Source organism: Streptomyces sp. NPDC053541, from assembly GCF_044544705.1.
GTDB lineage: Bacteria > Actinomycetota > Actinomycetes > Streptomycetales > Streptomycetaceae > Streptomyces.
In genome coordinates, this window is record NZ_JBITXM010000010.1 from 55483 (window position 1) to 81769 (window position 26287).

The window sequence follows — 26287 nt, forward strand, 5'->3', positions numbered from 1 at the left end:
TCAGAGCGAAGAGTTCCGTGCGGCGGTTTCCCGGCTCTCCGTGCCGGGAATGGGCACCGAAGTCGTCGGCCCGCTCCTCGCGAACCTCGTCCAGCTCCTCCGCCCGAGTCGCGTCCTGGAAGTGGGAATGGGCTACACCACCCCCTTCCTCGCTGCCGCGCTCGCCGAGGCGGAGGAGACGGTCGCCGCCGAGTCCCTCGCCCTGGCCGAGAAGACCCGCGCGCATCTGGACAGCGGCCGCGCGCTCGACGACGAGTGGCTGCTCGCCGAGCCGCCGCTCGTCACCCCGGCGCTCCACCTGGAGCCCTACCGTCCGCGCCTGGCCGCCGTCGACAACCTCTCGATCGCCGAGTCCTCGGCCGGCCGCTGCCAGGAGGTGCTGACCGAACTCGGCCTGGCGGACCGGGTCACGGTCGTCAACGCCGACCTGAAGGACTCCCTCGACAAGCTCCCCGAGGAGTTCACCCCCATCGACTTCGCCTGGGTCGACGCCTGGGAGTGCCTGTGGTTCTTCGACCACTTCTGGCCGCTGATCAACCCGGACGGCGGGCTCGTCGTCATGCACTACCTGATGACCTACCCCGAGGGCGACGCCGTCCGCCGCTACATCGCCAAGTTCCAGGAGCGCCACCCCGGCGAGCTGGAGGTGGTCAGCCTCCTGGAGTCGCAGAAGCTGATGCAGAACAGCGTCACCGTCCTGCGCCGCACCTCCGGCGCGAAGAAGCTGCGGTACGCCGGACCGGGCGGCGCCATCGACTACTCGGACCAGCTGCACGAGGACGCCCGTGAGCACCTGCGCCGGGTCGCCGACGCCCGCGCGGCCGACCTCCGGTCCGCGTGAGGGACCGGGACGAGCCGTGAGGACCGCCGTGACCTCCCCTGCCACCGCCCCGCGCACGCTCGATCCGGTACGCGGCCGGAGCTTCGTCTTCGTCCTGGGCAGCCCCCGCGGCGGCGGGAACACCGAGACCCTGGCCCGGTACGCGGCCGAGGGCCTCCCGCCGCACAGCACCGGCAGCTGGCTCAGCCTGAGCGAACTCGCCCTCCCCGCCGAGCCCTCCGGCCCGCTGCCGGACGGCCCGGAGAAGGTGCTGCTCGACGCGACGCTCGACAGCACCGACCTCGTCATCGCCTCGCCGCTGCACTGGTACAGCGTCTCCGCGGCGACCAAGCTCTACCTGGACTACTGGGCGCGCTGGCTCGCCCTGCCGGACCTCGACTTCCGCGCGCGGATGCGCGGCAAGAACCTGTGGGCGGTGACGGCCTACGCCCGCGGCGAGGACGCCGACACCGACCCCCTCACCGGGATGCTCAGCCGCACCGCCGGCTACCTCGGCATGCGCTGGTGCGGCGCCCTGCTCGCGCGCGCCCACCGCCCCGGCGACCTGGAGGCGGACCCGGCGGCGCTGGCGCGGGCGGCCGCGTTCTTCGCGCCGGAGCGCTGAGCGGGGCGACGGCCGAACGGGCCGGGCGGGGTCGCACGACCCCGCCCGGCCCCTTCGCGTGCCCGGAGACCCGTGCCCGGATTCCCCCTGCCTGGAATTCCCGTACTACCAGGAGGACTTGGTGACCCCGGGCAGGAAGCCGGCGTGCGCCAGCTCCCGGGTGCGCACCCGGGAGAGGCCGAAGCGGCGCAGATGACCGCGCGGACGCCCGTCCACGGCGTCGCGGTTGCGCACCCGAGTGGCGCTGGCGTCGCGCGGCTGGCGGCTCAGTTCGGCGTGGGCGGCGGCGCGTTCGGCCGGGGTGGAGCCCGGCCGGCGCAGGATCTCCTTGAGCTCCGCCCGGCGGGCGGCGTACCGCTCGACCGTGCGCCGGCGCTGCTCGTTCTTCGCGATCTTGCTCTTCTTGGCCATCAGACCTTCCCTCCCCGCGCGCGGATCCGGGCCACGGCGGCCTCGATGCCGATCGAGTCGACCGTACGGATCGCGCGGGCGCTCAGGGTCAGCCGGACGTAGCGGCCCTCGCTCGGCAGCCAGTAGCGCTTGCGCTGCACGTTCGGGTCGAAGCGGCGCGCGGTGCGCCGGTGGGAGTGGGAGATGGTGTTGCCGAATCCGGGCTTGGCGCCGGTCAGTTGGCAGTGGGCGGACATGGGTGGGGCTACCCCTCTCGACGGGAAGCGTTATCGGTAATGAAAACCATTGTCGTATACTAGCGCCCATGGCACGCAACGAGATCCGTCCCGTCATCAAGCTCCGCTCCACCGCCGGCACCGGCTTCACCTACGTCACCCGCAAGAACCGCCGCAACGACCCCGACCGCCTGGTCCTGCGCAAGTACGACCCCGTCGCCGGCCGCCACGTCGACTTCCGCGAAGAGCGCTGACCCCCGCCCCGCCCACCCGCCCCGCACCACGAAAGGCCCAGGCCCTGCCATGAAGCCCGGAATCCACCCCGCCTACGGTCCCGTCGTCTTCCGCGACTCCGCCTCCGGCACCGCCTTCCTCACCCGCTCCACCATGAGCAGCGACAAGACGATCGAGTGGGAGGACGGCAACACCTACCCCCTCGTCGACGTCGAGATCTCCTCGGCGAGCCACCCCTTCTACACCGGCACCGCCCGCGTCCTCGACACCGCCGGCCGGGTCGAACGCTTCGAGCGCCGCTACGGAGCCCGCTGATGCGCCCGCCGTACGCCGAGCAGATGCCCGTCGTGCTCGTCGCCGGGCTCCACGCCGACGCCCGCAAGGAGGTCGTCGAGCGGCTGCTGCGCACCGTGCCCGGGAGCGTGGCCCTCCACCACGACCTCGGCCGTGCCGTCGACGGCACCGTGCTCCGCACCGTCCGCGACGCCGACGGCCCGCTCTCCTCCGGCGAGACCCCGCTCGTCGACGACTGCGCCTGCTGTGCGCTGCGCGAGGACCTGGTCCCCGAACTGACGCGGCTCGCCGAGGCCGGGCTCACCCGGCTCGCCGTCGTCGAGCTGTGGGACTCGGTCGAACCCCGCACCATGGCCGAGGTCGTCGCCGCGCACGGCGGCGACCGGATCGCCCTGACCGGCGTCCTCACCGCCGTCGACCCGGCGCTCGTGCTGCCCTGCCTGGGCAACGGCGACGACCTGGCCGAGGCCGGCCTCGCCGCCGCCCCCACCGATCGGCGCACCGTCGGCGACACCTTCGCCCGCCAGCTGGAGTACGCCCCCGTGCTCGCGCTCGTCGACAGCCCGGACGCCGACGCCGAGGACCACGCTCTCCTCGCCCAACTCCACCCCACCGCGCGCCGGTTGCCCGTCGGCTCGCCCGACCTCGCCCGCGCCGCCCTGGCCGGCTTCGACGTCGAGGCCGCCGCGGCCGCCCAGCACCCCGCCTGCGCCCTGCTCCCGCAGGACGCCGACGAGGCCGGCGTCACCACCCTGGTCTGGCGCCGCCACCGCCCCTTCCACCCCGGGCGGCTCTACGACGCCCTGGAGGAGCTCTGCTGCGCGGCGCCCCGCAGCCGTGGCCGCTTCTGGCTCGCCGACCGCCCCGACACCCTCCTCGCCTGGGACGCCGCCGGCGGCGCCCTCTGCGTGGAGAGCGCCGGCCCCTGGCTGTCCTCCCTGCCCGACGCGGCCTGGGACCTCGTCCCCCCGGTCCGCCGCGCGGCCGCCGCCCTGGACTGGCACCCCGAACACGGCGACCGCTGCCAGCACCTCGTCTTCACGTCCCCCGGCCTCGACCGCGAGTCCCTGGAACGCCTGCTGGACTCGTGCCTCCTGGACGACGCCGAATACGCCTCGGGCCGCGAGGCCTGGCAACACTTCCCGGCCACCTTCGCCCCCTTCCTCGACCCGGCCTGACCCCCCTTCGGGCCCCTGGCGGCCCCGGGCTCCGCGGGAGGAGCCCGGGGCCGAAGAGGTGTCCATCCACGCCCGACCGTCGCCGGTGCGCATGACTCTCAATGGCGCATTTGCGGTCTGGTGGTTCCCCGAATTCACCAAGAGGATGCCCGCCGTAGCAGTGAACGGGGGACGGCGTGGAGCAAGGCTGGGCGGACGTGCGGGAGCACTCTGAGCAGGAGAAGTGGAACGGGCCTGCGGTGCCGAGGCAAGGCGGCCCTCCCGTCGGAGAGAAGGCCGTCGAGGCGGTGGATCCGACCGCCTCCGAGGTGACCCGGCTGCTCTGCCAGGCGCTCCATGAACGGGTCGACCGGGTGCGACTGGTCAAGGAGTGGTGGAGAAACCTCCGGGGGAGAGGGCGCCGGCCGGCGAAGCCCCGGCGCAGCACGAGGCGCCGTATCTTCCTCGAAGGTAGCGACGACTGCCCGCCACTGGGCGAACCCATGGCGCAGTGGGTCGTGGACCACGTGCTGCGCGGTCCACGATTGCCGGTCCCCGCCTACGGCTTCGACCTGCTACCCGTGGTCGTCCACAGCCTGCGGGCCAGGCGGCAGCGGCGCATCCGGCGAACGGCGGTACTGCTCGGCATCGCCCTGATCGCCGCCGTGGCACCTGCTTCGGCTGCTGTGTGGGCGGCGGCACTTCTCGTGACGCTTCTGCTCTGGTGGGCAGCGTTCCGGGCCGTGCGCAAGGGAAAGGTGCCGAAGTCACGGCTGGCGCGCTCGCCGCGTCTGATTCTCCTCGTTCTGTGCCTGCCATGGCTGATCGCGACGGTGCCGTTCGAGGAGTCTTCCGGCGATCTCGTATCCACGCGTGTCGCCCTGGTGTGCCTACCGTTCGCATGGCTCACCTGGACGGCAATCGTCTGCGTGATCGACCGGATCGGCGCGCGTGCGGCGGTGTCGAGGATCGCCAGGGATGGCGTGACGGCCGTGCGTTTCCCCCGGGCCACTGTCAAGGGCAGGAACCGGCTGCAGCCTCTCAAAGAGGGACAGCTCAGGCAGGAACTACCGTACGACGATCCCGAGCGGTTCGTCGGGGCCGGTCGCGATGTGTGGGGAACGGCGGACATCACGATTCCGCTGAAGTCCAAGGACCCGAAAGCCCAAGTCGAGCTGCCGGGCGAGTCGGAGCTGCTCGATGGTATCGGCACCGCCCTGAAGGAGTTGGGAGGTGGCGACAGCCAGGGCACCGATGCCCTTCCGGGCTTCTCCGTCCAGCGGGTCGTCGGGCTCCCGTCAGCCCTGTGGCTGGCGCGGACTCAGTTCGGCAAGCCGTCCGCGCCGGACCTCCGGGGCAGGGGGCGCCGCTCGCCGTCCAGCGTGCCGGACCGCCTCTACCTGCGCGCCCAGTGCGTCAGCTGGAGCGGGCAGATCGTGGTGACCGTGTTCGTCCATGCCGCTTTCGAAGCCGGCGAACTGAGGCTGACCGTCCGTCCGCACGTGATGACGCCCCTCTACAGCGAGCTGTTGGTGGCGGGCTGGCCGTCGCGTGGTCAGCGGCTGCGGTTCTTCGGCCGGACGGGCGTGCACGGGCTGCTGGACGCGGCTGACGCGCCTCTCGCCCTGTTCAGGTTCGTCAAGCGGCTGGCCCTCAAGGAGCAGGCGTCCGTGGGCCGGAGGGAGGAGAAGGACCCGGTCAGCCTGCGCGACCGCTATGCGAGGGAGGAAGTCACCGACATGCACCAGAGCGACGACGCCAAGCGGCATGTCGTTCTGATGCAGACCTGTGTCTTCCGTGCGGTGGCCGAGCACCTCAAACAACTCGGGATCGACACCACGGGCTACGAGGAGCAGGTGTCCATGGTCATCAACAACATTCAGGTTTACGGAGACAACAACGCGCCCATTCAGAACGTCGTCGGCAGCGGCATCAGCAACGTCGGCCAGGGCACCTGAGAACGAGGGGAGAACGAACGATGTGGGGACGTCGGCGCGAGGAGACCGGGAACGAGCGGGGCTCGGGGGTTCATATCGGTCGGGACAACATCGCGGCCGTGCAGAACGTCGTGGGGAACAACATCTCGAACGTCCATCAGACGACGGCCGTCCAGGCCACCCCGGTCGATGCCGCGAGTCTGCGCGTGCTGCTTGAGGCCTTCCGGGCGGATGTAGCCGAGCACGAGGCGGAGTTGTCGGTCGTCGCATCGAGCCTGCACGGAATGGCGGACACCGTCGGCGCGACGCTGGACTCCGGCGACCCGCAGGCGCGCCGAGCCCTGACCGGAGTCGTGACCGCCCTGCCGGCACTGGTGGCGGGTACGGCCGTGCAGCAGGCCGGAGAGGCCCTCGCCCACGCCGTCGCAGGATGGGTGGGCTGATTCCCCGGACACGATCGATCACCCGATGGGGTGGACTCCCCGCCCCCCGCGCCCCTCCGCCGGCCTGCGGGGGCGCGGTGAGGGCGCGGCGCGCGGCGCGCGGGGTGGAAAAGGGGCGCGGGGGGCGCGCCTAGACTCCGCGGCCATGTCCCTCTGGCTGCTCAACCACTTCAGCACCTTCACCCTCGCCGTCGTCGCCGTCGGCGGAACCGTCCTCCTCTCCGTCACCGGGAGCGTGCTGCTGCGCCGCAGGTATCCGTCGCTCGCGGGCGGCGAGCACAACGACATGGTCGGGGTCACGCTGGGGATGTTCGGCGCGATCTACGGGATCATCCTCGCCTTCGTCATCGTCACCCTCTGGACGCAGCTGGACAGCACCCAGACCATCGTCGCCAGCGAGGCCACCGACACCGCGCTCATCGCCCGCGACGCCGCCGCGTTCCCGCCGCCGGTGCGGGCCGACCTCGACCGGGCGCTCAGCGGGTACGTGCACGCCGTCGTCGAGGACCAGTGGCCGCGGATGCGGGCCGGGCAGCCGTCGTACGGGGCGACCGAGGCGCACCTGCGGTCCGCGTTCGAGGTGCTCCAGGCCTACGACCCGAGGACCCCGCGCGAGGAGGTCTTCTACGAGCAGGCCGTCGGCCACCTCAACGACGTCGCCGCCCAGCGGCGCGCCCGCATCACCATGGCCGAGCAGGAACTCCCGCCGCTGCTCCAGGTGCTGGCCTTCGGCGGCGCCGTCGTCCTCATCCCGCTGACCTTCCTCTACGGCATGCGCAAGCTGCGCATCCAGCTGCTCTTCGTCGCCTCCGTCGCCGCCCTCGTCGGCTTCAGCCTGCTCCTCGTCCTGGTCCTCGACCGCCCCTTCGCCGGCGAACTCAGCGTGAGCCCCGCCCCGTACCGGGAGGGCGCCCTCGCGCGGTACTGGACGCCGTGAGCCGTCTCAGCCCCTCCGCGCCGGGCCCGCGCAGCGGGGTCCGTCTTCACTCCGCCGACGGGAGCGCCTGCGTCGCCCAGATCGTCTTGCCCCGGGCGGCGAACCGGGTGCCCCAGCGGTCGGCCAGGTGCATCACCAGGAACAGCCCCCGCCCGCCCTCGTCGGTGGGCTCCGCGAGCCGCATGTGCGGGGTGGTGCTGCTGCCGTCCGTGACCTCGCAGATCAGCTCCCGGTCGCGCAGCAGCCGCAGGCTCAGCGGCGGCAGCCCGTAACGGACCGCGTTCGTGACGAGCTCGCTGACGATCAGTTCGGTGACGTCGGCGAGCCCGTCCAGACCCCACTGAGCCAGCTGCCGCACCGCCAGCGCCCGCGCCTGCGCGACCACCTCCGGGTCGTGCCGCAGCGGCCACTCGGCGATCCGGTCCGCGCCCAGCCGACCGGTGCGCACCAGCAGCAGGCTCGCGTCGTCCACGGTGCGCGGATCGTGCCGCTCGCCCAGCGCGTACACGACGTCGTCGCACAGCTCCGCCGGCGTCCGGCCCGGCCGGCCGAGCACCGACCGCAGGGTCTCCCGGCCCTCGGCGGCCGAGCGGCCCCGGCCGAGCACCAGACCGGAGGAGTAGAGCGCGAGCAGGCTGCCCTCGGGGAGCTCCGCGCTCGCGACGGAGAAGCCGCCGCCCTCGCCGAGCGGCGGCCCCGGCCGGATCGCCGGCCCCTCGCTCGATCCGTCCGGGGCGACCACCAGGGGCACCGGATGCCCGGCGCTCGCGCCCCGGCAGTGCCCGGTCACCGGGTCGTACACCAGATAGAGGCAGGTCGCGGACAGGGGAGCGGCCGCCGCCGGCGCGCCCTCGCCCTCCGCGCCGACCTCCCGCGCGAGCCGTACGGTCACCTCGTCGAGCCCGGCGATCAGCTCGTCCGGGGCCGCGTCGCGGGCGGCGAGGGCCCGCGCGGCGGTGCGCAACTGGCCCATGGTGGCGGCCGCCTCGATGCCCCGTCCGGCGACCGTGCCGACGGTCAGCCCGACCCGCGCCCCCGACAGCGAGATGACGTCGAACCAGTCGGCGCCGTCGTCGCCGGGCAGATGGACGTGCGCCGCCTCCACCCCGGTCAGCCGCGGCGGGGCGGACGGCAGCAGCCGGCGCTGCAGCGCGGTGGCGACCGTGCGTTCGCGGGTGTACGCGTGCGCCTTGTCGAGACCGTGCGCGGTGAGCGTGGCGAGCTGCTCGGCGAGCTGGAGGTCGTCCTCGTCGAAGGGCTCGGGGCGCCCGGTGCGCAGGAAGACCGCGATCCCGAGGGCCGTGCCGTGCACCACCAGCGGCGCCGCGATCAGCGAGTGCGCCCCGCGTGCGACGGCCCTCGGCCCCACGTCGTCGGCGCCGAGGCGGGGGACGAGCCGCGGGCGCAGATCGGCGAGGGCCTGGGAACACGGGGTGGGGAAGGGGAGTTCGACCAGCGTGCCCGTGGGAACCTCCCCGGGCGAGCCGTCGGCGGAGCCGAACGCGGCACGGCGCAGCGGGCTGCCCGGCCCGACCCGGCCGGGCCGCAACCGGCGCCCCTGCGACACCTCGCCGAGCACGTCGACGATCACGACGTCGGCGAGGTCCGGCACCGCCACCGCCGTCAGCTCCTCGGCCGTGACGGTCTCGTCGAGGCTCGTGCCGATGCGGCGGTGCGCCCGGTGCAGGATCTCCAGGCGCTCCAGGGCCCGCTCCCGGTCGGTGACGTCCTCGGCGAGCGCGGCGAGGCCGAGGACCCGCCCGGCGGGGTCGGTGAGCCGGAAGAGGGAGGCGGACACGGCGATCTCCTCGCCGTCGCCGTGTCCCGGCCCGGCGGGCCGGCGGCCGCGCAGCAGCACGCCGAGCGCGGGCTCGCCGGTCTCCAGGACGCGCCGTGCGGTCGCGAGCAGCTCGTCGGTGGCGAGACCCGGCGCGAAGCCGCCGATCCGGTGCCCGAGCACCCGTTCCGCGGGCACCTGGCGCAGTCCGCGCGCGGCGTGGTTGAAGCGGGTCACCCGCAGCTCCGGGTCGACCAGGAACAGGCCCACCGGCGCCTGGGTGAAGAGGGCGTCCAGCAGCGCCGCCTCGGCCGCCCGGTCCTCGGCCCCGCGCTCCGCCTCGCCCACGGTCGCCACCACCTCCGCTCGACGGGCCGCCGTGTGCCCCGCAGACCACGATGGCAGCCACGGCGCCCGCGGCAAGTCGGGACGGTGCGCGGGAGCGGTACGGGGAGGGGCGCTGGACGCGGTACGGGGAGGGGCGCGGTACGGGGGCGGGGCGGCCCGCACCCTCGCACCCGCCCGGCCCCGCCGGGCCCCGCCCGGCTCGGCCCGGCACAGTCCGGCACAGTCCGGCTCCGCCTGGTCCCGCCTGGTCCCGCCGGGCTCCGCCGGGCTCCGCCTGGTCCCGCCGGGCTCCGCCTGGTCCCGCCGGGCTCCGCCGGGCTCCGCCGGGCTCCGCCTGGTCCCGCCGGGCTCCGCCGGGCTCCGCCGGGCTCCGCCTGGTCCCGCCGGGCTCCGCCTGGTCCCGCCGCGCCCCGCCCGGCCCAGTCCGGCTCCGCCTGGTCCCGCCTGGTCCCGCCGGGCTCCGCCTGGTCCCGCCGGGCTCCGCCGGGCTCCGCCTGGTCCCGCCGGGCTCCGCCCGGCTCCGCCGGGCCCCGCGGGTCCCGTCCGGACCGCCTCACCCGTTCGGGCGAGCGCCCCCGTCCGCGGAGCCCAGCGCGCCGAGGATCCGCTCCGCGGCCAGCGTCGCCGTCAGCTCGCCGTCCCGGACCCGCCGCTCCACCTCGGGGGTGAGGGCGCGGACCGCCGGGTCGGCGTGCAGCCGGTTCAGGAGCTCGTCGCGGACCATCGACCAGGTCCAGTCGACCTGCTGGTCCCGGCGGCGGGCGTCGAGCCGCCCGGTCGCGTCCAGGAGCGCGCGGTGCTTCTCCAGGCGCTCCCACACCTCGTCGAGGCCGGTGGACTCGCGGGCGCTGCAACTGAGCACCGGCGGCGTCCAGAAGGCCTCCCTGCCGTGCATGAGCCGCAGGGCGCCGGCGAGTTCACGGGCGGCGGAGCGGGCGTCGGCGGCGTGCGGGCCGTCCGCCTTGTTGATCGCGACCACGTCGGCCAGTTCCAGGACGCCCTTCTTGATGCCCTGGAGCTGGTCGCCGGTGCGGGCCAGGGAGAGCAGCAGGAAGGAGTCGACCATGTTCGCCACGGTCGTCTCCGACTGCCCGACGCCGACGGTCTCGACCAGCACGACGTCGTACCCGGCGGCCTCCATCACCACCATCGACTCGCGGGTGGCCTTGGCGACGCCGCCGAGCGTGCCCGCGCTCGGCGAGGGGCGCACGAAGGCCGCCGGATCGACCGCCAGCCGCTCCATCCGGGTCTTGTCGCCCAGGATGGAGCCGCCGGTGCGGGTCGAGGACGGGTCGACGGCGAGCACCGCCACCCGGTGTCCGAGCCCGGTCAGCATCGTGCCGAAGGCGTCGATGAAGGTCGACTTGCCGACCCCGGGCACCCCGCTGATGCCGATCCGCCGGGCCCGGCCGCTGTGCGGCAGCAGCCGGGTCAGCAGCTCCTGGGCCAGCGCCCGGTGCTGTGGCCGGGTGGACTCGACGAGGGTGATGGCGCGCGCCACGAGGGCGCGCCTGCCGTCCCGTACGCCCTTCTCGTACGTGTCGATGTCGATGCCCATGGGTCAGGCGCCGTCTCCCGGGCCGGCGTCGTGCCCCAGGTCGGCGGCGAGCCGGCGCACCAGGTCCGCGGCGGCGTCCGGGATCACCGTGCCGGGCGGGAACACCGCGGCGGCGCCCATCTCCAGGAGCGTGGGCACGTCCTGGGGCGGGATGACCCCGCCGACCACGATCATGATGTCCTCGCGGCCCTCCGCCGCCAGCTCGTCCCGCAGCGCGGGGACGAGCGTGAGGTGACCGGCCGCGAGGGACGACACGCCCACGATGTGGACGTCCGCCTCCACGGCCTGCCGGGCCACCTCGGCCGGCGTCTGGAACAGCGGGCCGACGTCGACGTCGAAGCCCAGGTCGGCGAAGGCGGTCGCGATCACCTTCTGGCCGCGGTCGTGCCCGTCCTGGCCCATCTTGGCCACCAGGATGCGGGGACGCCGGCCCTCGTTCTCCTCGAAGGCGTCGACCAGCGCACGGGTGCCGTCCACGGACGGGGACTCGCCTGCTTCGTTGCGGTACACGCCGGAGATCGTACGGATCTGGCCCGCGTGCCGCCCGTACACCTTCTCCAGGGCGTCCGAGATCTCGCCGACGGTCGCCTTCGCGCGGGCCGCCCGCACGGCCAGTTCGAGCAGGTTGCCCTCGCCGCCGGCGGCCCGGGTGAGGTCGTCGAGCGCGTCCCGGCAGGCCCGCTCGTCGCGCTCGGCGCGCAGCCGGCGCAGCTTCTCGATCTGCTGGGCGCGGACCGAGGAGTTGTCGACCTTGAGGACCTCGATCTGTTCGTCGCCGTCCACCCGGTACTTGTTGACGCCGATGACCGGCTGCCGGCCGGAGTCGATCCGGGCCTGGGTGCGGGCCGCGGCCTCCTCGACGCGCAGCTTCGGGATGCCCGCGTCGATGGCCTGCGCCATGCCGCCGGCCGCCTCGACCTCCTGGATGTGCTGCCAGGCCTTGCGCGCCAGGTCGTAGGTGAGGCGCTCGACGTAGGCGCTGCCGCCCCACGGGTCGATGACCCGGGTGGTGCCCGACTCCTGCTGGATGAGCAGCTGGGTGTTGCGGGCGATGCGCGCGGAGAAGTCGGTCGGCAGGGCGAGCGCCTCGTCGAGCGCGTTGGTGTGCAGCGACTGGGTGTGGCCCTGGGTCGCCGCCATCGCCTCCACGCAGGTGCGGGTGACGTTGTTGAAGACGTCCTGGGCGGTGAGCGACCAGCCGGAGGTCTGCGAATGCGTCCGCAGGGACAGGGACTTGGGGTTCTTCGGGTCGAACTGCTTGACCAGCTTGGCCCACAGGAGGCGGGCCGCGCGCAGCTTGGCGACCTCCATGAAGAAGTTCATGCCGATCGCCCAGAAGAACGACAGGCGCGGTGCGAACGCGTCCACGTCCAGGCCCGCCTCGCGGCCCGCCCGCAGGTACTCCACGCCGTCCGCGAGCGTGTACGCCAGCTCCAGGTCGGCCGTGGCCCCGGCCTCCTGGATGTGGTAGCCCGAGATGGAGATGGAGTTGTAGCGGGGCATGTGCTTCGAGGTGAAGGCGAAGATGTCGGAGATGATCCGCATCGACGGCTTCGGCGGGTAGATGTAGGTGTTGCGGACCATGAACTCCTTGAGGATGTCGTTCTGGATGGTCCCCGCCAGCTTCTCGGCCGGCACGCCCTGCTCCTCGGCGGCCACGATGTACAGCGCGAGCACGGGCAGCACCGCGCCGTTCATCGTCATCGACACCGACATCCGGTCCAGCGGGATGCCGTCGAACAGGGTCCGCATGTCGTAGATCGAGTCGATGGCGACGCCCGCCATGCCGACGTCGCCGGTGACGCGCGGGTGGTCGCTGTCGTAGCCGCGGTGGGTCGGCAGGTCGAAGGCGACCGACAGGCCCTTCTGACCGGCCGCCAGGTTGCGCCGGTAGAAGGCGTTCGACTCCTCGGCGGTGGAGAAGCCGGCGTACTGCCGGATCGTCCACGGCTGGTTGACGTACATCGTCGGGTACGGGCCGCGCAGGTACGGCGTGACGCCCGGGTAGGTGCCGAGGAAGTCGACGTCCTCCAGGTCGCGGCCGGTGTAGAGCGGCTTGACCCCGATGCCCTCGGGCGTCTCCCACAGCAGGTCGTCGCCGCCCGACGCGCGCTTGACCGCGTCACGCCAGTCGTCGGCGCTGCCCGCCGGGGCGGGGGATCCGAGGTCGATCCCGGTGAAGTCGGGGATTCCCATCAGGACACTCCCATGCGGTCGAGGGTGGCGGAGAGCACGGCGACGGCGTCGCACCCCGCGAAGACGTACGAGTCGGCGTCCGGGTACGCGGCGGGGCGCCCGGCCAGCACGACGTGCCCGGCACCGGCGGCGCGGAACGCGGCGGCCTCCTCGGCGGCCCGCTCCTCGTACACCGCGTCGCTGGAGCACAGGCAGACCTCGGTGGCGCCGCTGTCCGCGAAGCCGCCCTCGGTGACCGGCTCGATGCCGCCGGCCTGGAAGAGGTTGGCGGCGAAGGTGAGGCGCGCGGTGTGCGCGGCGGCCGGGCCGAGCGCGGCGAGGTAGATCCGCGGCCGGGCGCCGGTCGCGGCCAGGTGCGCGTCGGAGCGGGCGCGCAGCGCCTCGAAGGCCTCGTCGCGGCGGACCCGCGGCAGACCACCGGAGGGCTCGGCGGGCGCGGGCTCGCGCACCACCGGCTTCTCCGCCAGGTGCGGGAACTCGCTGACGCCGGTGACCGGTTCGCGGCGCTTGGCGAGCGCCTTCGAGCGCTCGGCCCAGGTCGCGCTCAGCCGCTGCTCGACCCAACCGGAGCGGAGCACCGCGGCCTGGCCGCCCTCGCGCTCGATCTCCTGGAAGAAGTCCCAGGCCGCGTGCGCGAGTTCGTCGGTCAGCGTCTCCACGTACCAGGAGCCGCCGGCCGGGTCGATGACCCGGGACAGGTGGGACTCCTCGATGAGGATCGTGGAGGTGTTGCGGGCGATCCGGCGGGCGAACGCGTCCGGCAGACCGAGCGCGTGGTCGAAGGGGTGCACGGTCACCGAGTCCGCGCCGCCCACTCCGGCGGCCAGCGTGGCGACCGTGGTGCGCAGCATGTTCACCCACGGGTCGCGGGCCGTCATCATCACCGGCGAGGTGACCGCGTGCTGGAGCTGCGCCCCGGCCTCCGGTGCCCCGGACGCCTCGGCGACCCGGGCCCACAGCCGGCGCGCGGCGCGCAGCTTGGCGATGGTGAGGAACTGGTCGGCGGTGGCCGCGTAGCGGAACTCCAGCTGGCCGAGGGCCGCTTCGAGCCCGACACCGGCGTCGGTGAGGGCGCGGAGGTAGGCCACGCCGGTGGCGAGCGAGGCGCCGAGCTCCTGCGCCGCGGAGCCGCCGGCCTCGTGGTACGGCAGGGCGTCGACGGTCAGCGCCCGCAGACCCGGGTACGCGTCGGCGCAGCGCCGGGCCAGCGCGACGGCGCCCGGGAAGCCCTCGGGGTCGTACGCGGTGCCGGTGCGGGCCTCGGTGCCGAGCGGGTCGGCGCCCAGGTTGCCGCGCACGGAGTCGGCGGCGACGCCCCGGCGCTCGTACACCGCGAACAGCTCCCGCGCGGCGGCGTCGGTGTCGGCGCCGGCCTCCAGGACGACCGGCGCGAGGTCGAGGTAGACGCCCTCCAGGACCCGGCCGAGCGCGTCCACCGGGATGCCTCCGGTGCCGACGGCCAGCCACAGCGAGGTGACGCCGTTCTCCAGGTCGGTGAGGACGGCCTCGGGATCCGCGGTGCGGTGGCGCTGGCGCACGTCCCAGCCGCCGGCCGTGTTGCCCTCGGCGCGGCCGGCGCGCACGAAGGGGGCGAAGCCGGGGAACCCGGGATCGGGCACCGCGTCGGCGGCCGTGTACAGCGGCCGGGCCCGCAGGCCGTCCTCCAGCGGGGTGGAGAGCGCGTCCTCGGCCTCGGTCTCGGGAACGTCCTTGCCCGACCTGCTCAGTACGCCCGCCACGAGGCGCTGCCACTGCGCATGGGTCGCTGCGGGGAACTCGGCGGCCAGCGAGAGGCCGTCGTCAGGCAGCACAGTCATGCCCCGGACTTTAGGCCGCCGCACATTCGGGCCGCATCGTCAAGAGCTGTGACCTTGACCTCCACGGATTTCCCTTGATCCCTGGTGGCGGTCGTGCTGGGCCCGTGAGAGAGGGCTGCCGAGGGGGCCGTACGGGGTGGTGCGGGGTGGTGCGAGGGGGTGTGCGGGTCGTGGGGGTCAGTCCCGCGGGGCCGCGCCGGTGAGCTCGGCCGGGAGGTCGCGGGCGCCCAGGCGCAGGTGCTCGACGTGGTAGAGCGCCTGGTCGAGGAGTTCGGCCACGTGGTCGTCGTGGAGCGCGTAGACGATCGAGCGCCCGTGCCGCTCGCCGGTGACCAGACCGAGGTTGCGCAGCAGCCGCAGCTGGTGGGAGCAGGCCGAGGGCTCCATCCCGACGGCGGCGGCGAGTTCGCCGACCGCGCAGGGGCCCTCCTGGAGCCTGGCCAGGATGTAGAGCCGCGAGGGCGTGGCGAGGGCCTGGAGGGTGGTGGCGACCTCGCTCGCGCCCACCGCGTCGAGGCGTTCGCGGCTGGTGGCGCCGCTGCCGGCGTTCATTCGGTGGCCCATGGGTCCATGATACGGAATACATGTGAAGACCTATTCAGGTGTTCTTGTAAGCTGGGCGTGTTGCCCCCGGTCCGCCCGAGAAGGGTTGATTCGTCATGTCCTCCGCCCCGCCCGCCCTCCAGGCCGGGCCCGCCCCGGCCGCCCCCGGACCCACCCCCGCCCCGCGCCGCCGCACCCGGGTCCTGGCGCTGCCCGAGGCCCGCTGGGCGCTCGCCGCCCTGCTGCTCTTCCTGCTTGCGCTCCCGCCGTACCTGCTCGGCGCGCCCGCCTGGACCTGGGGCCCGCTCCTCGCCGCCACCTATGTCACCGGCGGCTGGGAGCCCGGCTGGGAGGGCCTGAAGGCGCTGCGCGAGCGCACCCTCGACGTGGACCTGCTCATGGTCGTCGCCGCGCTCGGCGCCGCCGCCATCGGCCAGGTCCTCGACGGCGCCCTGCTCGTCGTCATCTTCGCCACCTCCGGAGCCCTGGAGGCCGTCGCCACCGCCCGTACCGCCGACTCCGTGCGCGGACTGCTCGACCTCGCGCCGGACACCGCGACCCGGATCACCGCCGACGGCGCCGAGGAGACCGTCCCGGCCGTCGAGCTCGCCGTCGGCGACCTCGTCCTGGTCCGCCCGGGGGAGCGGATCGGCGCCGACGGACGGGTCGTCGACGGGGCGAGCGACGTCGACCAGGCCACCATCACCGGCGAACCGCTGCCCGTCGCCAAGCACCCCGGCGACGAGGTCTTCGCCGGCACCCTCAACGGCTCCGGCGCCCTGCGGATCGAGGTCGCGCGCGACCCCTCCGAGTCGGTCGTCGCCCGGATCGTCGCCATGGTCGAGGAGGCCGCCCGCACCAAGGCCCCCACCCAGCTCCTCATCGAGAAGGTCGAGCAGCGCTACAGCCTCGGCATGGTCGCCGCCACCCTCCTCGTCTTCGCCGTCCCGCTGTTCCTCGGCGAGGCACTGCAGCCCGCGCTGCTGCGGGCCATGACCTTCATGATCGTGGCCTCGCCCTGCGCCGTCGTCCTCGCCACCATGCCGCCGCTGCTCTCGGCGATGGCCAACGCCGGCCGCCACGGCGTCCTCGTCAAGTCCGCCGTCGTCATGGAACGCCTGGCCGAGGTCGACGCCGTCGCCCTCGACAAGACCGGCACCCTCACCGAGGGCACCCCGCGCCTCACCGACCTGCGCCCGCTGCCCGGTACCGGGGACCCCGCCCGGGACGCCGGCCTCGACGAGGACGCGCTGCTCCGGCTCGCCGCCGCCGCCGAGCACCCCAGCGAACACCCCCTCGCCCGCGCCGTGGTCGAGGCCGCCCGGGCCCGGGGCCTCGACCTGCCGGCCGCCCGCGACTTCACCGCCACCCCCGGCCGCGGCGTCACCGCGAGCGTCGAGGGCCGCACCGTGACCGTCGGCGTCCCCGAGGGCCCGCCGCCCGCCGTCCTCACCGCACTGGAGGAGACCGGCCGCACCGCCGTCCTCGTCACCGTCGACGGCCACCCCACCGGGGTCCTCGGCCTCACCGACCGGCTCCGCCCCGGCGCCGCCGACGCCACCCGCGCACTGCGCGCCCTCACCGGCCGCGCACCCGTCCTGCTGACCGGCGACAACCCGCGCGCCGCGGCCCGGCTCGCCGCCGAGGCCGGCCTCACCGAGGTACGGGCCGGGCTGCTGCCCCAGGACAAGGTGACCGCCGTCGAGGCCCTCCAGGCCACCGGGGCCAAGGTCCTGGCCGTCGGCGACGGCGTCAACGACGCCCCCGCCCTGGCCACCGCCCACACCGGTCTCGCCATGGGCCGGGCCGGCTCCGACCTCACCCTGCGCACCGCCGACGCGATCGTGGTCCGCGACGAACTCGCCGCGATCCCCGCCGCGGTGGCCCTCGCCCGGCGCGCCCGCGCCCTGGTCGTGCAGAACCTGCTCATCGCCGGCACGTTCATCGCCGTCCTGGTCGTCTGGGACCTGGCCGGCACCCTGCCGCTGCCGCTCGGCGTCGCCGGCCACGAGGGCTCCACCGTCCTCGTCGGCCTCAACGGGCTGCGCCTGCTCGCGGACCGGGCCTGGCGCCGGGCCGCAGCCGGGCACTGACCCGGGACCGTCCGCCGCACACCGCCGGGCCGCGCGTGCAACCCAGTGGCCCGGCCGACCGTCCTCCTCTCGGGGGCCGGGACGATCGGCACCGGACGATCGAGGACGTGAGCATGACTGCCAACCACCACACCACGCGCCGGCGCCGCGGCGGACGCATGATCGCGGGCGCGCTGTCGCTGCTCGTGCTGGCCGCCTCCGGCGTCGGCTGGATCTACCTCGAACTCGACGGCAACATCGCCACGTTCGGCGCCGACGGACTCTCCGACAACCGGCCCGCCGCCTCCGCCGCCGGACAGAACGTCCTCGTCATCGGCTCCGACACCCGCACCGACGGCAACGACGCCTTCGGCGGCGGCGACGCGCACGACATCGGACGCTCCGACACCGCCTTCCTGCTGCACGTCTACCGCGACGGCCGGCACGCCGTCGCCGTGTCCTTCCCGCGCGACACCCTCGTGGACATCCCGCCCTGTCGGCTCCCCGACGGAAGCTGGAGCCGGCCGCGCACGCGCGTGATGTTCAACTCCGCCTTCAGCACCGGCGAGACCGCCAAGGGCAACCCCGCCTGCACCCAGAACACCGTGGAGAAGCTCACCGGACTGCGCGTCGACCACACCATGGTCGTCGACTTCAAGGGCTTCGCCGCCCTGACGGAGGTCGTCGGCGGCGTCCGGGTCTGCCTGCCCGGCGAGGTCTACCAGAAGGACCTCAACCCCAAGCGCGCCACCCGCGGCGACCTCCTCTTCCCCAAGGGCGAGCAGACCGTCTCCGGACAGCGCGCCCTCGACTACGTCCGACTGCGGCACGGCATCGGCGACGGCTCCGACATCGGCCGCATCAAGCGCCAACAGGCCTTCGTCAGCGCCCTGTTCAAGCAGGTCAAGGACGAGGGTCTGACCCCGACCAAGCTGCTGCCGCTCGCCCGGGCGGCGACCGACTCCCTCACCGTCGACCCCGGACTCGGCTCCGCCGACAAGCTGATCGACTTCGCGATGTCCCTCAAGGACATCGACCTGCACGACACCACCTTCGTGACCCTGCCCTGGCGGTACGAGGGCGCCCGCGTCGCGATCGTCGAGCCCGAGGCCGCCGCCCTCTGGGCCGCCCTGCGGGCAGACCGCCCGCTCGGCGCCGCCCCCGCCCCGGACGCGAGCCCCACCGCCGGCGCCTCACCGGCCTCCGGCGCCGGCATCTCCGTCGCCGTCCGCAACGGCACCCGCACCCGCGGACTCGCCGCCCGCGCCGCCGAACGGCTCGGCGCGGCCGGCTTCACCGTCACGGACACCGCCACCGCTCCCGACCAGACCCACCCGCGCACCGTGATCGCCTACGGCCCCGGGCAGCGGGCCGGCGCCGAGGCCGTCGCCACCCACTTCCCGGACGCCGAACTCACCGCCTCCACCACCCCCGGCATCACCGTCACCCTCGGCCGCTCCTACGCCGACGCCCCCTCGACGACCGCGCCCACGCCCTCGGCCGGCGCCCCGACCGGCGCCCCCACGGCGACGGTCCCGCCCGCCGACACCCGCGCGGCGGACGCGGACCCCTGCGCGGACCTCTCGTACGGCTGAGGCGGGCCCGGGGCGGCCCGGGACCGGACCGGGACGACCGGACGGGCGACGCGGGCGCCCGCTTCGGACGGATCGCGACGTACCCGCCCTAAGCTCCCCGTATCGAACGCCCGCACCCCTTCGAAGGGAGCACGTGGTGGCATCCCGCCTCAACCCGTACATCAACTTCAACGGCGAAGCCCGGCAGGCCCTGGAGTTCTACCGGAGCGTCCTCGGCGGCGACCTGAGCCTCAACGGCTACGGGGACTTCACGCCCGAGGCCCCACCCGGCTACGAGGACAAGATCATGCACGGCATGCTGGAGACCGACGGCGGCTTCACGCTCATGGCGGCCGACGTGCCGCCCGGGATGGAGCACAGGCCCGGCAACAACTTCTCGGTCAGCCTGAGCGGCGACGACGCCGACGAGCTGCGCGGCTACTGGGAGAAGCTGTCCGCGGACGGCGACGTCGCCGTCCCGCTGGAGAAGCAGATGTGGGGCGACGTCTTCGGCATGTGCACGGACAAGTTCGGCATCACCTGGATGGTCAACATCAACCAGCAGGGCTGAGCGGCAGCCCCGGATCCGGACGCGGGAGCGGGCCCCGCCCCCCGCGGCCGGGCCGGCGTCCCGGGCGGCCTCAGGCCCGGTGGGCGGCGATCAGCTCGCGGTACCACGCGAAGCTCTCCCGGGGCATGCGCGTCCCGGTCGCGAAGTCCACCTCGACCAGGCCGAAGCGCTGGTGATAGCCCTCCGCCCACTCGAAGTTGTCCAGCAGCGACCAGGTGAAGTAGCCGCGCACGTCCACGCCCGACGCGATCGCCCGCGCGAGCGCGTCGAGATGCCCCGCGAGGTAGGCGATCCGCGCCCCGTCCCGCAGCCCGGCCGGCTGCGAGCAGCCGTTCTCGGTGATCCACACCGGCGGCAGCGCGCTCCCGTAGCGGGAGGCCAGCCCGGTGAGCAGCTCCGTGAGCCCCTCCGGCACCACCGGCCAGCCGAACGCCGTGCGCTCGTAGGCCTCTTCGGGCTCGGCGAGGTCGAAGGGCAGCCCCGCCGAGGGCTCCGCCGGAGCCGTCACCCAGGTCGGGTTGTAGTAGTTGACGCCCAGCCCGTCCAACGGGGCGCCGATCAGGTCGAGATCACCCTCGCGCACCACTCCGCCCCAGGCCGGATCGGGCGTGCCGTAGGCCGACAGGTCGGGGTAACGCCCCAGCAGCAGCGGGTCGTTGAAGAGCCGGTTGTGCAGGACGTCGTACGCCTCCACCGCCGCCCGGTCCGCCGTGCCGCGCGCGTCGGCGCGCAGCCGCACCGGCGTGCAGTTGTTGGCCACGAGCAGCTCCGCGCCCGGCACGGCCGCCCGCAGCGCCGCCGCCGCGAGGCCGTGGCCCAGGAGCTGGTGGTGGGCGACGGGCAGCGCGTCGAGGAGCAGCGCGCGGCCCGGGGCGTGCACCCCGAAGCCGTAGCCGAACGACATGTGCACGAACGGCTCGTTGAGGGTGATCCACCGTCCCACCCGGTCGCCGAGCCGCTCCGCGACCACGGCCGCGTACTCCCCGAAGCGGTACGCCGTCTCGCGGTCCAGCCAGCCGCCCCGGTCCTCCAGGGCCTGCGGCAGGTCCCAGTGGAACAGCGTCGGTGTCGGCTCGATCCCCGCGCCGAGCAGGGCGTCGACCAGCCGGTCGTAGAAGTCGAGTCCGCGCGGCTCGACCCGGCCGGCCCCGGCCGGCAGCACGCGCGGCCAGGAGACCGAGAAGCGGTACGCGCCGAGACCGAGCCGGCGCATCAGGGCGACGTCCTCGTCGAGCCGGTGGTAGTGGTCGCAGGCCACGTCACCGGTGTGTCCGTCGCGGACGGCGCCGGGCCGCCGGACGAAGGTGTCCCAGACCGACGGGCCCTTGCCGTCCTCCTCGGCCGCGCCCTCGATCTGGTACGCGGCGGTCGACGCGCCCCACACGAAACCGGCCGGGAAGCGGGCCGGGAGGCCGCCGGGGATCCCGTTCGGAGCGGGGGAGGGACGGGTGGGGCGTGCGGTCACGGGCACCTGCCTCGGTCGGGGCCGCGTCGGGAGACGTGAGGGTCCTCACGGCCGCCGCACCGTAACATGAACCTTGTTCACGTTCTACGGCCGGCGCTCTGAACTCCCGTCCGCGCTCCGACGCTTGACATGAGAGGCATGCACCTGACAGGTGTGGTCCCCTTGCGTCAGCGTCAGGCCGACCGGAGGGGGCGATCAGGGCATGACCGGGTCCGAGAGCGCGGGAGACGCGCACGAGCAGGGGCGCGAGCACGGGGAGGTCCAGGGGGAGGTCCGGGCGGGCGAGGGCGGACAGGGGAGCGGGGGCGAGGGCGCGGAGGCCCGCGTCTCCTCGTACGACGTCGTGATCAGCGGCGCGAGCCTCGCCGGCAGCGCGGCGGCGGTCCTGCTCGCCCGGCAGGGCGCGCGCGTGGCCCTGCTCGAACGCCGCTCGGACCCCGAGGCGTACAAGGTGCTCTGCACCCACTCCATCACGGCGAACGCGCGTCCCGTCCTCGACGAGCTCGGTCTCGTCCCGGCCCTGGAGAAGGCCGGAGCGCTGCGCAACGACGCGCGCTGGTACACCCGTTGGGGCTGGATCGAGCCGCGCGCGGCGGCCGGCGGGTCCGCGCTGCCGTACGGCTACAACGTGCGGCGCAGCACCCTCGACCCGATGCTCCGGGCCCGCGCGGCCGAGACCCCCGGCGTCGACCTGCTGCTCGGCCACAAGGTGACCGGGGTCGTCCGGGACGACGGCGGGCGTGTCGCCGGGGTGCGGGTCTCGGCCCCGGACGGCACCCGGGAGATCCGGGCCCGCCTCGTGGTCGGGGCCGACGGCAAGGACTCGGCGGTGGCCGGGTTCGCCGGCGTGCCCACCCGGCGGCACGAGAACACCCGGTTCGGCTACCTCGCGCACTTCCGCGACCTCCCGCTGCGCGGCGGCATCGGCCAGACCTGGTTCCTGGAACCGGACATGGCCTACGCGTTCCCCAACGACGACGGGATCACCGTCCTCGCCGTCCTCCCCGACAAGAAGCGCCTGCCGGCCTTCCGCGAGGACCTGGAGGGCAGCTTCCTCGCGTTCGTCCGCGGCCTGCCCGAGGCCCCGCCCGTCGACTCCGCCGAACGCGTCTCGAAGATCATCGGCACCGTCGACCACCCGCTGATCAGCCGCCGCCCCACCGCGCCCGGCCTCGCCCTGATCGGCGACGCGGCCCTCACCGGCGACCCGCTGTGGGGCGTCGGATGCGGCTGGGCGCTCCAGACCGCCCACTGGCTCGCCCGGGCCGTCGGCCCGGCTGCCGCAGGCCGCGGCGACCTCGACCGGTCCCTCGCCCGCTACGCCCGCCGCCACCGCACCCTGCGCGGCCACCAGCGCCTCGCCGCCGACTTCGCCAAGGCCCGCCCCTTCAACCCGGGCGAGAGCCTGATGTTCGCGGCGGCGGCCCGCGACGAGGCGATGGCCCGCCACATGTACCTCTTCGCCGCCCGTCTGATCGGCCCGCTCCGCTTCCTCAACCCCCTGGCCCTGACGAAGGCGGTGGCCGTCAACCTGCGCCACCGGGCGAGGCGGAGGGCCTGACGGCCGGGGCCGGGGGCCGGGCCGGGGTCACTTCCGGCCGCCCGGAGTCACTTGTGACCCGGGGTCACTTGCGGCCCGGGGTCCACTTCATGCCGAGGCGGTACGCCCGGGAGATCACGTCCTGCACACCGGGGCCGTCCGCGGGGGTGAACCAGCGCACCTCGCGGCTGATCACGAGCTCGCCCTTCTGCCGCTTGATCAGGGCGATGGCGCAGGCGTGCGCCTGGGGCGGGCAGTCGTCCAGCTCGACCCGGAAGCGGTCGCCCCGGTCGGAGGTGAGGGTCACCACGGCGTCGAGTCCGCGGAAGTCGCCGGAGCCCTCGTAGATGTAGACGAAGAGCAGCAGCTTCTGGAACTCGGCCTGGTGGTCCAGGTTGATGACAAGGTTCTCGCCGGCTTCCGCGGCGCCGGTCCGGTCGTCCGCGTCCAGGGCCACGTACGGGAAGTCGTGCACCGAGCCGAAGGCGTTGCCCAGGGCCTGGACGACGGTCTTGCCGCCGTCCGTGCAGCGGATCATGCAGCCCAGGTCGAGGTCGACGCTCCTGGCCGAGGCCCCGCGCAGCGAGGCCCGGATCCGGCCGATCAGCCCGCGGGCCTCGCCGGCCGCCCGCGCGGCCGCGGCCTGCGGCGAGGTCCAGTTCAGATTGACCCTGATCAGGCCCGAGGTCACCCCGTGCTTGTCCAGGGAGACCAGCGGTGCCGCTTTGGTCAGGCTGACGGTGGCGGGTGGGGTCATGTCACACCTTCCTCGTGGGGGCGGCGGCCTCGTGCGGGTCCTCGACGTCGACCCCGTAGGAACGGGCCAGGCCCGCGAGGTCGTGGTCGTAGCCCTGGCCGACGGCGCGGAAGCGCCAGAGCGGGCCGCGGCGGTAGACCTCGGCGAGCAGCAGGGTGCGTTCGCTGGTGGCGGCGTCGAGGGTGGCCTGGGCCACGGCGCCGGCGTCCGCGCCCGGGGCGAGGGTGATCTGCACGGCGCCGACGTCCCCGAAGGTGGCGGCCCCGTCGATCGCGGCGGCGACGGCGATCCGCCGGACCGCGGGCGACAGGGCCGCGAGGTCCAGGGCGACGGTCTGCTCGGTCGGCCCGTCGCAGCAGAGCAGGGCGGCTCCGTCGGGGCTCTCCGGGGCGCCGTAGAAGACGAAGTCCCCGTCGCCGGAGACCTGCTCGTCCTCGTCGAGGACGAACGCGACGACGTCGATCTCGCAGCCCTCCTGCCGGGCCCAGGAGGCACCGACGTGCCAGCGGCCGCCGGCCGGGAGGCCGGGCAGGTCGATGACCCCGCCGCGGGGCAGCACCTCGGCCCCCGGGACGGCCGGTGCGGCGGGACCCCCGGGCACGGGTGTCTCGAAGACCGGCTCGTGGAAGGTGGGCGAGGCGAGCCAGGCCGGCTCGCGGACCGGCAGCCCCATCGCGCCCACGCGGCCCATCCGGCGGTCCCGTTCGCCGCCGGCGAGGACCACGACGTCGGTGACGCTCGCGGAGAGACGGATCGCCGCGGACCCGCCCAGGTCCACCACCCGGCTGCGGGCGGCGGCCGCCTCCTCGTGGGTGCCGCCCAGGACCAGGACCCGCCGCCGGCCGAACGGCCGGAACGGGGGCGTCGCGCGCGGCTCCGCCGCCGTCCGCGGCGGCGCGGGACGGCGGGGCGCGGGCACGGCGGGAGCCGCCGGCCCGACCGGGGGAGGAGGGGACGGAGCGTCGGCCGCCGCGGGCGGCTCGGGGGACGGGGCGGGTGCGCCGGGCACGGGGAGCTCGTGGGCCCGCTCCTCGCGGACCCGTTCCTGACCGCCCCCGCCCCCGCCCTCGCCGGCCCGGCCCTCGTGCGGGCTGCCCGGGCGCACGTCCTTCAGGAGGGCGAGGAAGGCCTCCTCGTCGAGGACCGGGACGCCCTCGGCGAGCGCGCGGCGGGCCTTCGTCGAGCCGGACGCGCCGTCGTTGGCGACCAGCACGCTGGTGTGCCGGCTGACCGAGCCCATCACGTTGAGCCCGGCCGCGGTGGCCAGCAGCGTCAACTCGGCCCGGGACATGCCCGTCTCGCCCGTGATCGCGACCTTCATGCCCTGGACGAGCGGACCGTCCGGGGCGAGCCGGCCCGGATTCCGGTAGGCGCAGGGGACCTTCGGCGGCTTGGGCGCGAACCGCGGGTCCTGGCGCGGCGGGCACGCCACGAGGGGCAGCGCCAGGTCGAGCCGTACCGCCTCGGCGAGGGAGGCGCGGAAGACGCCCGCGAGGACGCGGGTGTCGTCCAGCGCGTCATGGGCCCTGGTCTGCGGCACGCCGTAGTGCGCGGCGAGCGAGGCCAGGCCGAGGTCGCCGGTCGGCGGATCCACCCGCCGGTTCAGGGCCAGGGTGCACAGCCGGCGCGTGACGGGCAGGTGGAGCCCGGCGCGCGCGAACTCGTGGGCGAGGAAGTCGTAGTCGAACCGCGCGTTGTGGGCGACCATGACCCGCCCCCGCAGCAGCTCGGCCACGCGCTCCGCGACCCGCTCGAAGGCCGGTGCGCCGCGCAGGCGTTGCAGGGTGAGCCCGTGGACGTGCACGGGCCCGGGGTCGCAGCCGGGATCGACCAGGGTGCTGAACTCCCCGGTCTGCGTGCCGTCCGGCCCGAAGGTCAGCACCGCGAGCGACAGGATCCGGTCGCGCCGGGCGACGAGCCCGGAGGTCTCGACGTCGACGAGCGCCCAGTCGTGCGCGTAGCCGGGGAGGTGGGACACGTCGAGCGTGGCAAGTGCGGGAGGCATGACGGCAAGGATGATCCGGACGCGACGGCCGATTCAACCCGAACGCCGATTTGTCCCTGGATGAACGCCGAACTCCCGCCTTCCGTCACGAGGGGCCGCTACGCCTCCGAACGGCCCGCCGTCGCGGCGAGGTTGGTCAGCAGCCGCAGGCTGTCCGCGTCCGCGCCGTCCGGCTCGGGGGTCAGGGTGATCAGCTCCTGGCCCGAGCCGTCCGGCAGGACGAACCGCTCCTGGTGCAGCGTCAGCACGCCGATCAGCGGGTGCCGGAAGCGCTTGGGGCCGTGGCTGCGCACCCGGACGTGGGCGGCGCCCCAGAGCTCGCTGAATCGGCGGCTCCGGATCGACAACTCGCCGACGAGCGCCGCCAGTTCGGCGTCATCGGGAAACTCGCCCGCCGCGTGCCGGAGATGGGCCACGGTGTCGGCGCGGCAGGAGGCCCCGTCGAAGTAGGTCTGGCAGCGCTCCGCGTCCAGGAACACCATCCGGGCGAGGTTGCGCTCCGCCGCGGGCATCGAGTCCAGGTCGCAGTAGAGCAGCCCGGCCGGCTTGTTGTACGCCAGCATGTCCATCCGGTGGTTGAGGATCAGCGCCGGGAAGTCGGGCATCGCGTCGAGGATCTGGCGCAGCTGCGGACGCACCTCGCTCGGGTAGTGGGACAGCGGCGGGCGGCGGTTGCCGAGCCGGGCCAGCCGGTGCAGGTGGTCGCGGGCCGGCTCGTCGAGCCGCAGGGCGCGCGCCAGCGCGTCCAGGACCTGCTCCGAGGGCTGCGTGGCCCGGCCCTGTTCGAGCCGCGTGTAGTAGTCGACGCTCACCCCGGCCAGCTGCGCCAGCTCCTCGCGCCGCAGCCCCGACACCCTGCGGCGGGCGCCCACGGGCACGCCGACCGAGGCGGGCGTCACCTGCGCCCGGCGGGACTGGAGGAAGGCACCGAGATCGCCGAGATCGTCCATGCACCCCAGTATGGGCGGCCGTCGCGCGCGCGGCGGGCGTC

Annotated in this window: 23 protein-coding genes; 12 read left to right on the top strand and 11 right to left on the bottom strand. The window is 74.5% G+C overall.

The features are described 5' to 3' along the window. Positions 1-49 precede the first annotated feature (49 nt). Both ACIGW2_RS24895 and ACIGW2_RS24900 read left to right on the top strand, forming a co-directional pair. Positions 50-841, top strand: a complete 792-nt coding sequence (locus tag ACIGW2_RS24895) for a class I SAM-dependent methyltransferase (protein WP_399845998.1) — start codon at positions 50-52, stop codon at positions 839-841. 28 nt (positions 842-869) lie between these two features. After that, positions 870-1445 (top strand): flavodoxin family protein, encoded by a 576-nt coding sequence (locus ACIGW2_RS24900; protein ID WP_391656626.1) that lies wholly within the window; start codon positions 870-872, stop codon positions 1443-1445. Positions 1446-1550: 105 nt separating this feature from the next. Here ACIGW2_RS24900 and rpsN read toward each other — a convergent pair whose 3' ends face one another. Both rpsN and rpmB read right to left on the bottom strand, forming a co-directional pair. Further along, the gene (gene rpsN / locus ACIGW2_RS24905) at positions 1551-1856 is read right to left on the bottom strand and encodes a 30S ribosomal protein S14 (protein WP_391656621.1); all 306 of its coding nucleotides are present in this window, start codon (positions 1854-1856) and stop codon (positions 1551-1553) included. Then, positions 1856-2092, bottom strand: coding sequence for a 50S ribosomal protein L28 (gene rpmB / locus ACIGW2_RS24910; protein ID WP_391656620.1), 237 nt, complete (start codon positions 2090-2092; stop codon positions 1856-1858). Before rpmB ends, rpsN begins: the two co-directional genes overlap by 1 nt. A gap of 68 nt (positions 2093-2160) precedes the next feature. Between rpmB and rpmG the strand changes: the two genes are divergently transcribed. The 6 genes from rpmG to ACIGW2_RS24940 all read left to right on the top strand — a co-directional run bounded on the left by rpmG (position 2161) and on the right by ACIGW2_RS24940 (position 7073). Further along, the gene (gene rpmG / locus ACIGW2_RS24915; protein WP_123456582.1) at positions 2161-2325 is read left to right on the top strand and encodes a 50S ribosomal protein L33; all 165 of its coding nucleotides are present in this window, start codon (positions 2161-2163) and stop codon (positions 2323-2325) included. Between the two features lie 49 nt (positions 2326-2374). Next, the gene (locus ACIGW2_RS24920; protein ID WP_361578012.1) at positions 2375-2620 is read left to right on the top strand and encodes a type B 50S ribosomal protein L31; all 246 of its coding nucleotides are present in this window, start codon (positions 2375-2377) and stop codon (positions 2618-2620) included. Continuing rightward, complete coding sequence (locus ACIGW2_RS24925; protein ID WP_391656619.1) at positions 2620-3777, top strand: CobW family GTP-binding protein; 1158 nt, start codon at positions 2620-2622, stop codon at positions 3775-3777. The genes ACIGW2_RS24920 and ACIGW2_RS24925 overlap by 1 nt, the downstream gene beginning before the upstream one ends. 176 nt (positions 3778-3953) lie before the next feature. Beyond that, on the top strand, positions 3954-5714 hold the full coding sequence (locus ACIGW2_RS24930; RefSeq protein WP_399846005.1) for a hypothetical protein: 1761 nt from the start codon (positions 3954-3956) through the stop codon (positions 5712-5714). A 98-nt stretch (positions 5715-5812) separates the two neighbouring features. Then, positions 5813-6136, top strand: coding sequence for a hypothetical protein (locus tag ACIGW2_RS24935; protein WP_399846008.1), 324 nt, complete (start codon positions 5813-5815; stop codon positions 6134-6136). Between the two features lie 145 nt (positions 6137-6281). Next, a complete protein-coding gene (locus ACIGW2_RS24940) occupies positions 6282-7073 on the top strand; it encodes a DUF4239 domain-containing protein (protein ID WP_399846011.1) in 792 nt (263 codons plus the stop codon). 46 nt (positions 7074-7119) lie between these two features. Here the strand turns inward: ACIGW2_RS24940 and ACIGW2_RS24945 are convergent, their stop codons facing one another. The 5 genes from ACIGW2_RS24945 to ACIGW2_RS24965 all read right to left on the bottom strand — a co-directional run bounded on the left by ACIGW2_RS24945 (position 7120) and on the right by ACIGW2_RS24965 (position 15333). Further along, a complete protein-coding gene (locus ACIGW2_RS24945) occupies positions 7120-9198 on the bottom strand; it encodes a SpoIIE family protein phosphatase (protein WP_391656617.1) in 2079 nt (692 codons plus the stop codon). Positions 9199-9751: 553 nt separating this feature from the next. Then, a complete protein-coding gene (gene meaB / locus ACIGW2_RS24950) occupies positions 9752-10756 on the bottom strand; it encodes a methylmalonyl Co-A mutase-associated GTPase MeaB (protein WP_391656616.1) in 1005 nt (334 codons plus the stop codon). A gap of 3 nt (positions 10757-10759) precedes the next feature. Next, entirely contained in the window at positions 10760-12952 is a 2193-nt protein-coding gene (gene scpA, locus ACIGW2_RS24955) for a methylmalonyl-CoA mutase (RefSeq protein ID WP_391656615.1), read from the bottom strand. Continuing rightward, positions 12952-14769 (bottom strand): methylmalonyl-CoA mutase family protein, encoded by a 1818-nt coding sequence (locus ACIGW2_RS24960; RefSeq protein ID WP_391656614.1) that lies wholly within the window; start codon positions 14767-14769, stop codon positions 12952-12954. The genes scpA and ACIGW2_RS24960 overlap by 1 nt, the downstream gene beginning before the upstream one ends. Positions 14770-14946: 177 nt before the next feature. Next, the gene (locus tag ACIGW2_RS24965; protein WP_356075513.1) at positions 14947-15333 is read right to left on the bottom strand and encodes a metalloregulator ArsR/SmtB family transcription factor; all 387 of its coding nucleotides are present in this window, start codon (positions 15331-15333) and stop codon (positions 14947-14949) included. 95 nt (positions 15334-15428) lie between these two features. On the opposite strand from ACIGW2_RS24965, the gene ACIGW2_RS24970 reads away from it, so the two are divergent. From ACIGW2_RS24970 to ACIGW2_RS24980, 3 genes are all read left to right on the top strand, one after another. Beyond that, positions 15429-17405 carry a heavy metal translocating P-type ATPase gene (locus ACIGW2_RS24970; RefSeq protein WP_391656613.1) on the top strand — a complete coding sequence of 659 codons (1977 nt, stop codon included), beginning with the start codon at positions 15429-15431 and terminating at the stop codon, positions 17403-17405. Between the two features lie 113 nt (positions 17406-17518). After that, on the top strand, positions 17519-18979 hold the full coding sequence (locus tag ACIGW2_RS24975) for an LCP family protein (protein ID WP_391656612.1): 1461 nt from the start codon (positions 17519-17521) through the stop codon (positions 18977-18979). Positions 18980-19115: 136 nt separating this feature from the next. Continuing rightward, positions 19116-19529: a VOC family protein gene (locus ACIGW2_RS24980; RefSeq protein WP_391656611.1), complete on the top strand. Its 414-nt coding sequence runs from the start codon at positions 19116-19118 to the stop codon at positions 19527-19529. Between the two features lie 70 nt (positions 19530-19599). Here the strand turns inward: ACIGW2_RS24980 and ACIGW2_RS24985 are convergent, their stop codons facing one another. Continuing rightward, entirely contained in the window at positions 19600-20952 is a 1353-nt protein-coding gene (locus ACIGW2_RS24985; RefSeq protein ID WP_399846503.1) for a GH1 family beta-glucosidase, read from the bottom strand. Positions 20953-21196: 244 nt separating this feature from the next. Between ACIGW2_RS24985 and ACIGW2_RS24990 the strand changes: the two genes are divergently transcribed. Beyond that, positions 21197-22555, top strand: coding sequence for an NAD(P)/FAD-dependent oxidoreductase (locus tag ACIGW2_RS24990; protein WP_399846020.1), 1359 nt, complete (start codon positions 21197-21199; stop codon positions 22553-22555). A 64-nt stretch (positions 22556-22619) separates the two neighbouring features. Here ACIGW2_RS24990 and ACIGW2_RS24995 read toward each other — a convergent pair whose 3' ends face one another. The 3 genes from ACIGW2_RS24995 to ACIGW2_RS25005 all read right to left on the bottom strand — a co-directional run bounded on the left by ACIGW2_RS24995 (position 22620) and on the right by ACIGW2_RS25005 (position 26246). Continuing rightward, the gene (locus ACIGW2_RS24995; protein WP_399846023.1) at positions 22620-23291 is read right to left on the bottom strand and encodes a hypothetical protein; all 672 of its coding nucleotides are present in this window, start codon (positions 23289-23291) and stop codon (positions 22620-22622) included. A gap of 1 nt (position 23292) precedes the next feature. Next, entirely contained in the window at positions 23293-25296 is a 2004-nt protein-coding gene (locus ACIGW2_RS25000; RefSeq protein ID WP_399846026.1) for a TerD family protein, read from the bottom strand. 98 nt (positions 25297-25394) lie between these two features. Continuing rightward, entirely contained in the window at positions 25395-26246 is an 852-nt protein-coding gene (locus ACIGW2_RS25005; protein ID WP_391656608.1) for a helix-turn-helix transcriptional regulator, read from the bottom strand. Positions 26247-26287 lie beyond the last annotated feature (41 nt).

Coding starts and splice junctions, on each gene's coding strand:
- ACIGW2_RS24960 (WP_391656614.1), bottom strand. CDS start 14,769: ATGACTGTGCTGCCTGACGACGGCCTCTCGCTGGCCGCCGAGTTCCCC.
- ACIGW2_RS24920 (WP_361578012.1), top strand. CDS start 2,375: ATGAAGCCCGGAATCCACCCCGCCTACGGTCCCGTCGTCTTCCGCGAC.
- rpmG (WP_123456582.1), top strand. CDS start 2,161: ATGGCACGCAACGAGATCCGTCCCGTCATCAAGCTCCGCTCCACCGCC.
- ACIGW2_RS24970 (WP_391656613.1), top strand. CDS start 15,429: ATGTCCTCCGCCCCGCCCGCCCTCCAGGCCGGGCCCGCCCCGGCCGCC.
- ACIGW2_RS25000 (WP_399846026.1), bottom strand. CDS start 25,296: ATGCCTCCCGCACTTGCCACGCTCGACGTGTCCCACCTCCCCGGCTAC.
- scpA (WP_391656615.1), bottom strand. CDS start 12,952: ATGGGAATCCCCGACTTCACCGGGATCGACCTCGGATCCCCCGCCCCG.
- ACIGW2_RS24925 (WP_391656619.1), top strand. CDS start 2,620: ATGCGCCCGCCGTACGCCGAGCAGATGCCCGTCGTGCTCGTCGCCGGG.
- meaB (WP_391656616.1), bottom strand. CDS start 10,756: ATGGGCATCGACATCGACACGTACGAGAAGGGCGTACGGGACGGCAGG.
- ACIGW2_RS24990 (WP_399846020.1), top strand. CDS start 21,197: ATGACCGGGTCCGAGAGCGCGGGAGACGCGCACGAGCAGGGGCGCGAG.
- ACIGW2_RS25005 (WP_391656608.1), bottom strand. CDS start 26,246: ATGGACGATCTCGGCGATCTCGGTGCCTTCCTCCAGTCCCGCCGGGCG.
- ACIGW2_RS24975 (WP_391656612.1), top strand. CDS start 17,519: ATGACTGCCAACCACCACACCACGCGCCGGCGCCGCGGCGGACGCATG.
- ACIGW2_RS24895 (WP_399845998.1), top strand. CDS start 50: ATGGGCACCGAAGTCGTCGGCCCGCTCCTCGCGAACCTCGTCCAGCTC.
- rpsN (WP_391656621.1), bottom strand. CDS start 1,856: ATGGCCAAGAAGAGCAAGATCGCGAAGAACGAGCAGCGCCGGCGCACG.
- ACIGW2_RS24965 (WP_356075513.1), bottom strand. CDS start 15,333: ATGGGCCACCGAATGAACGCCGGCAGCGGCGCCACCAGCCGCGAACGC.
- ACIGW2_RS24995 (WP_399846023.1), bottom strand. CDS start 23,291: ATGACCCCACCCGCCACCGTCAGCCTGACCAAAGCGGCACCGCTGGTC.
- rpmB (WP_391656620.1), bottom strand. CDS start 2,092: ATGTCCGCCCACTGCCAACTGACCGGCGCCAAGCCCGGATTCGGCAAC.
- ACIGW2_RS24940 (WP_399846011.1), top strand. CDS start 6,282: ATGTCCCTCTGGCTGCTCAACCACTTCAGCACCTTCACCCTCGCCGTC.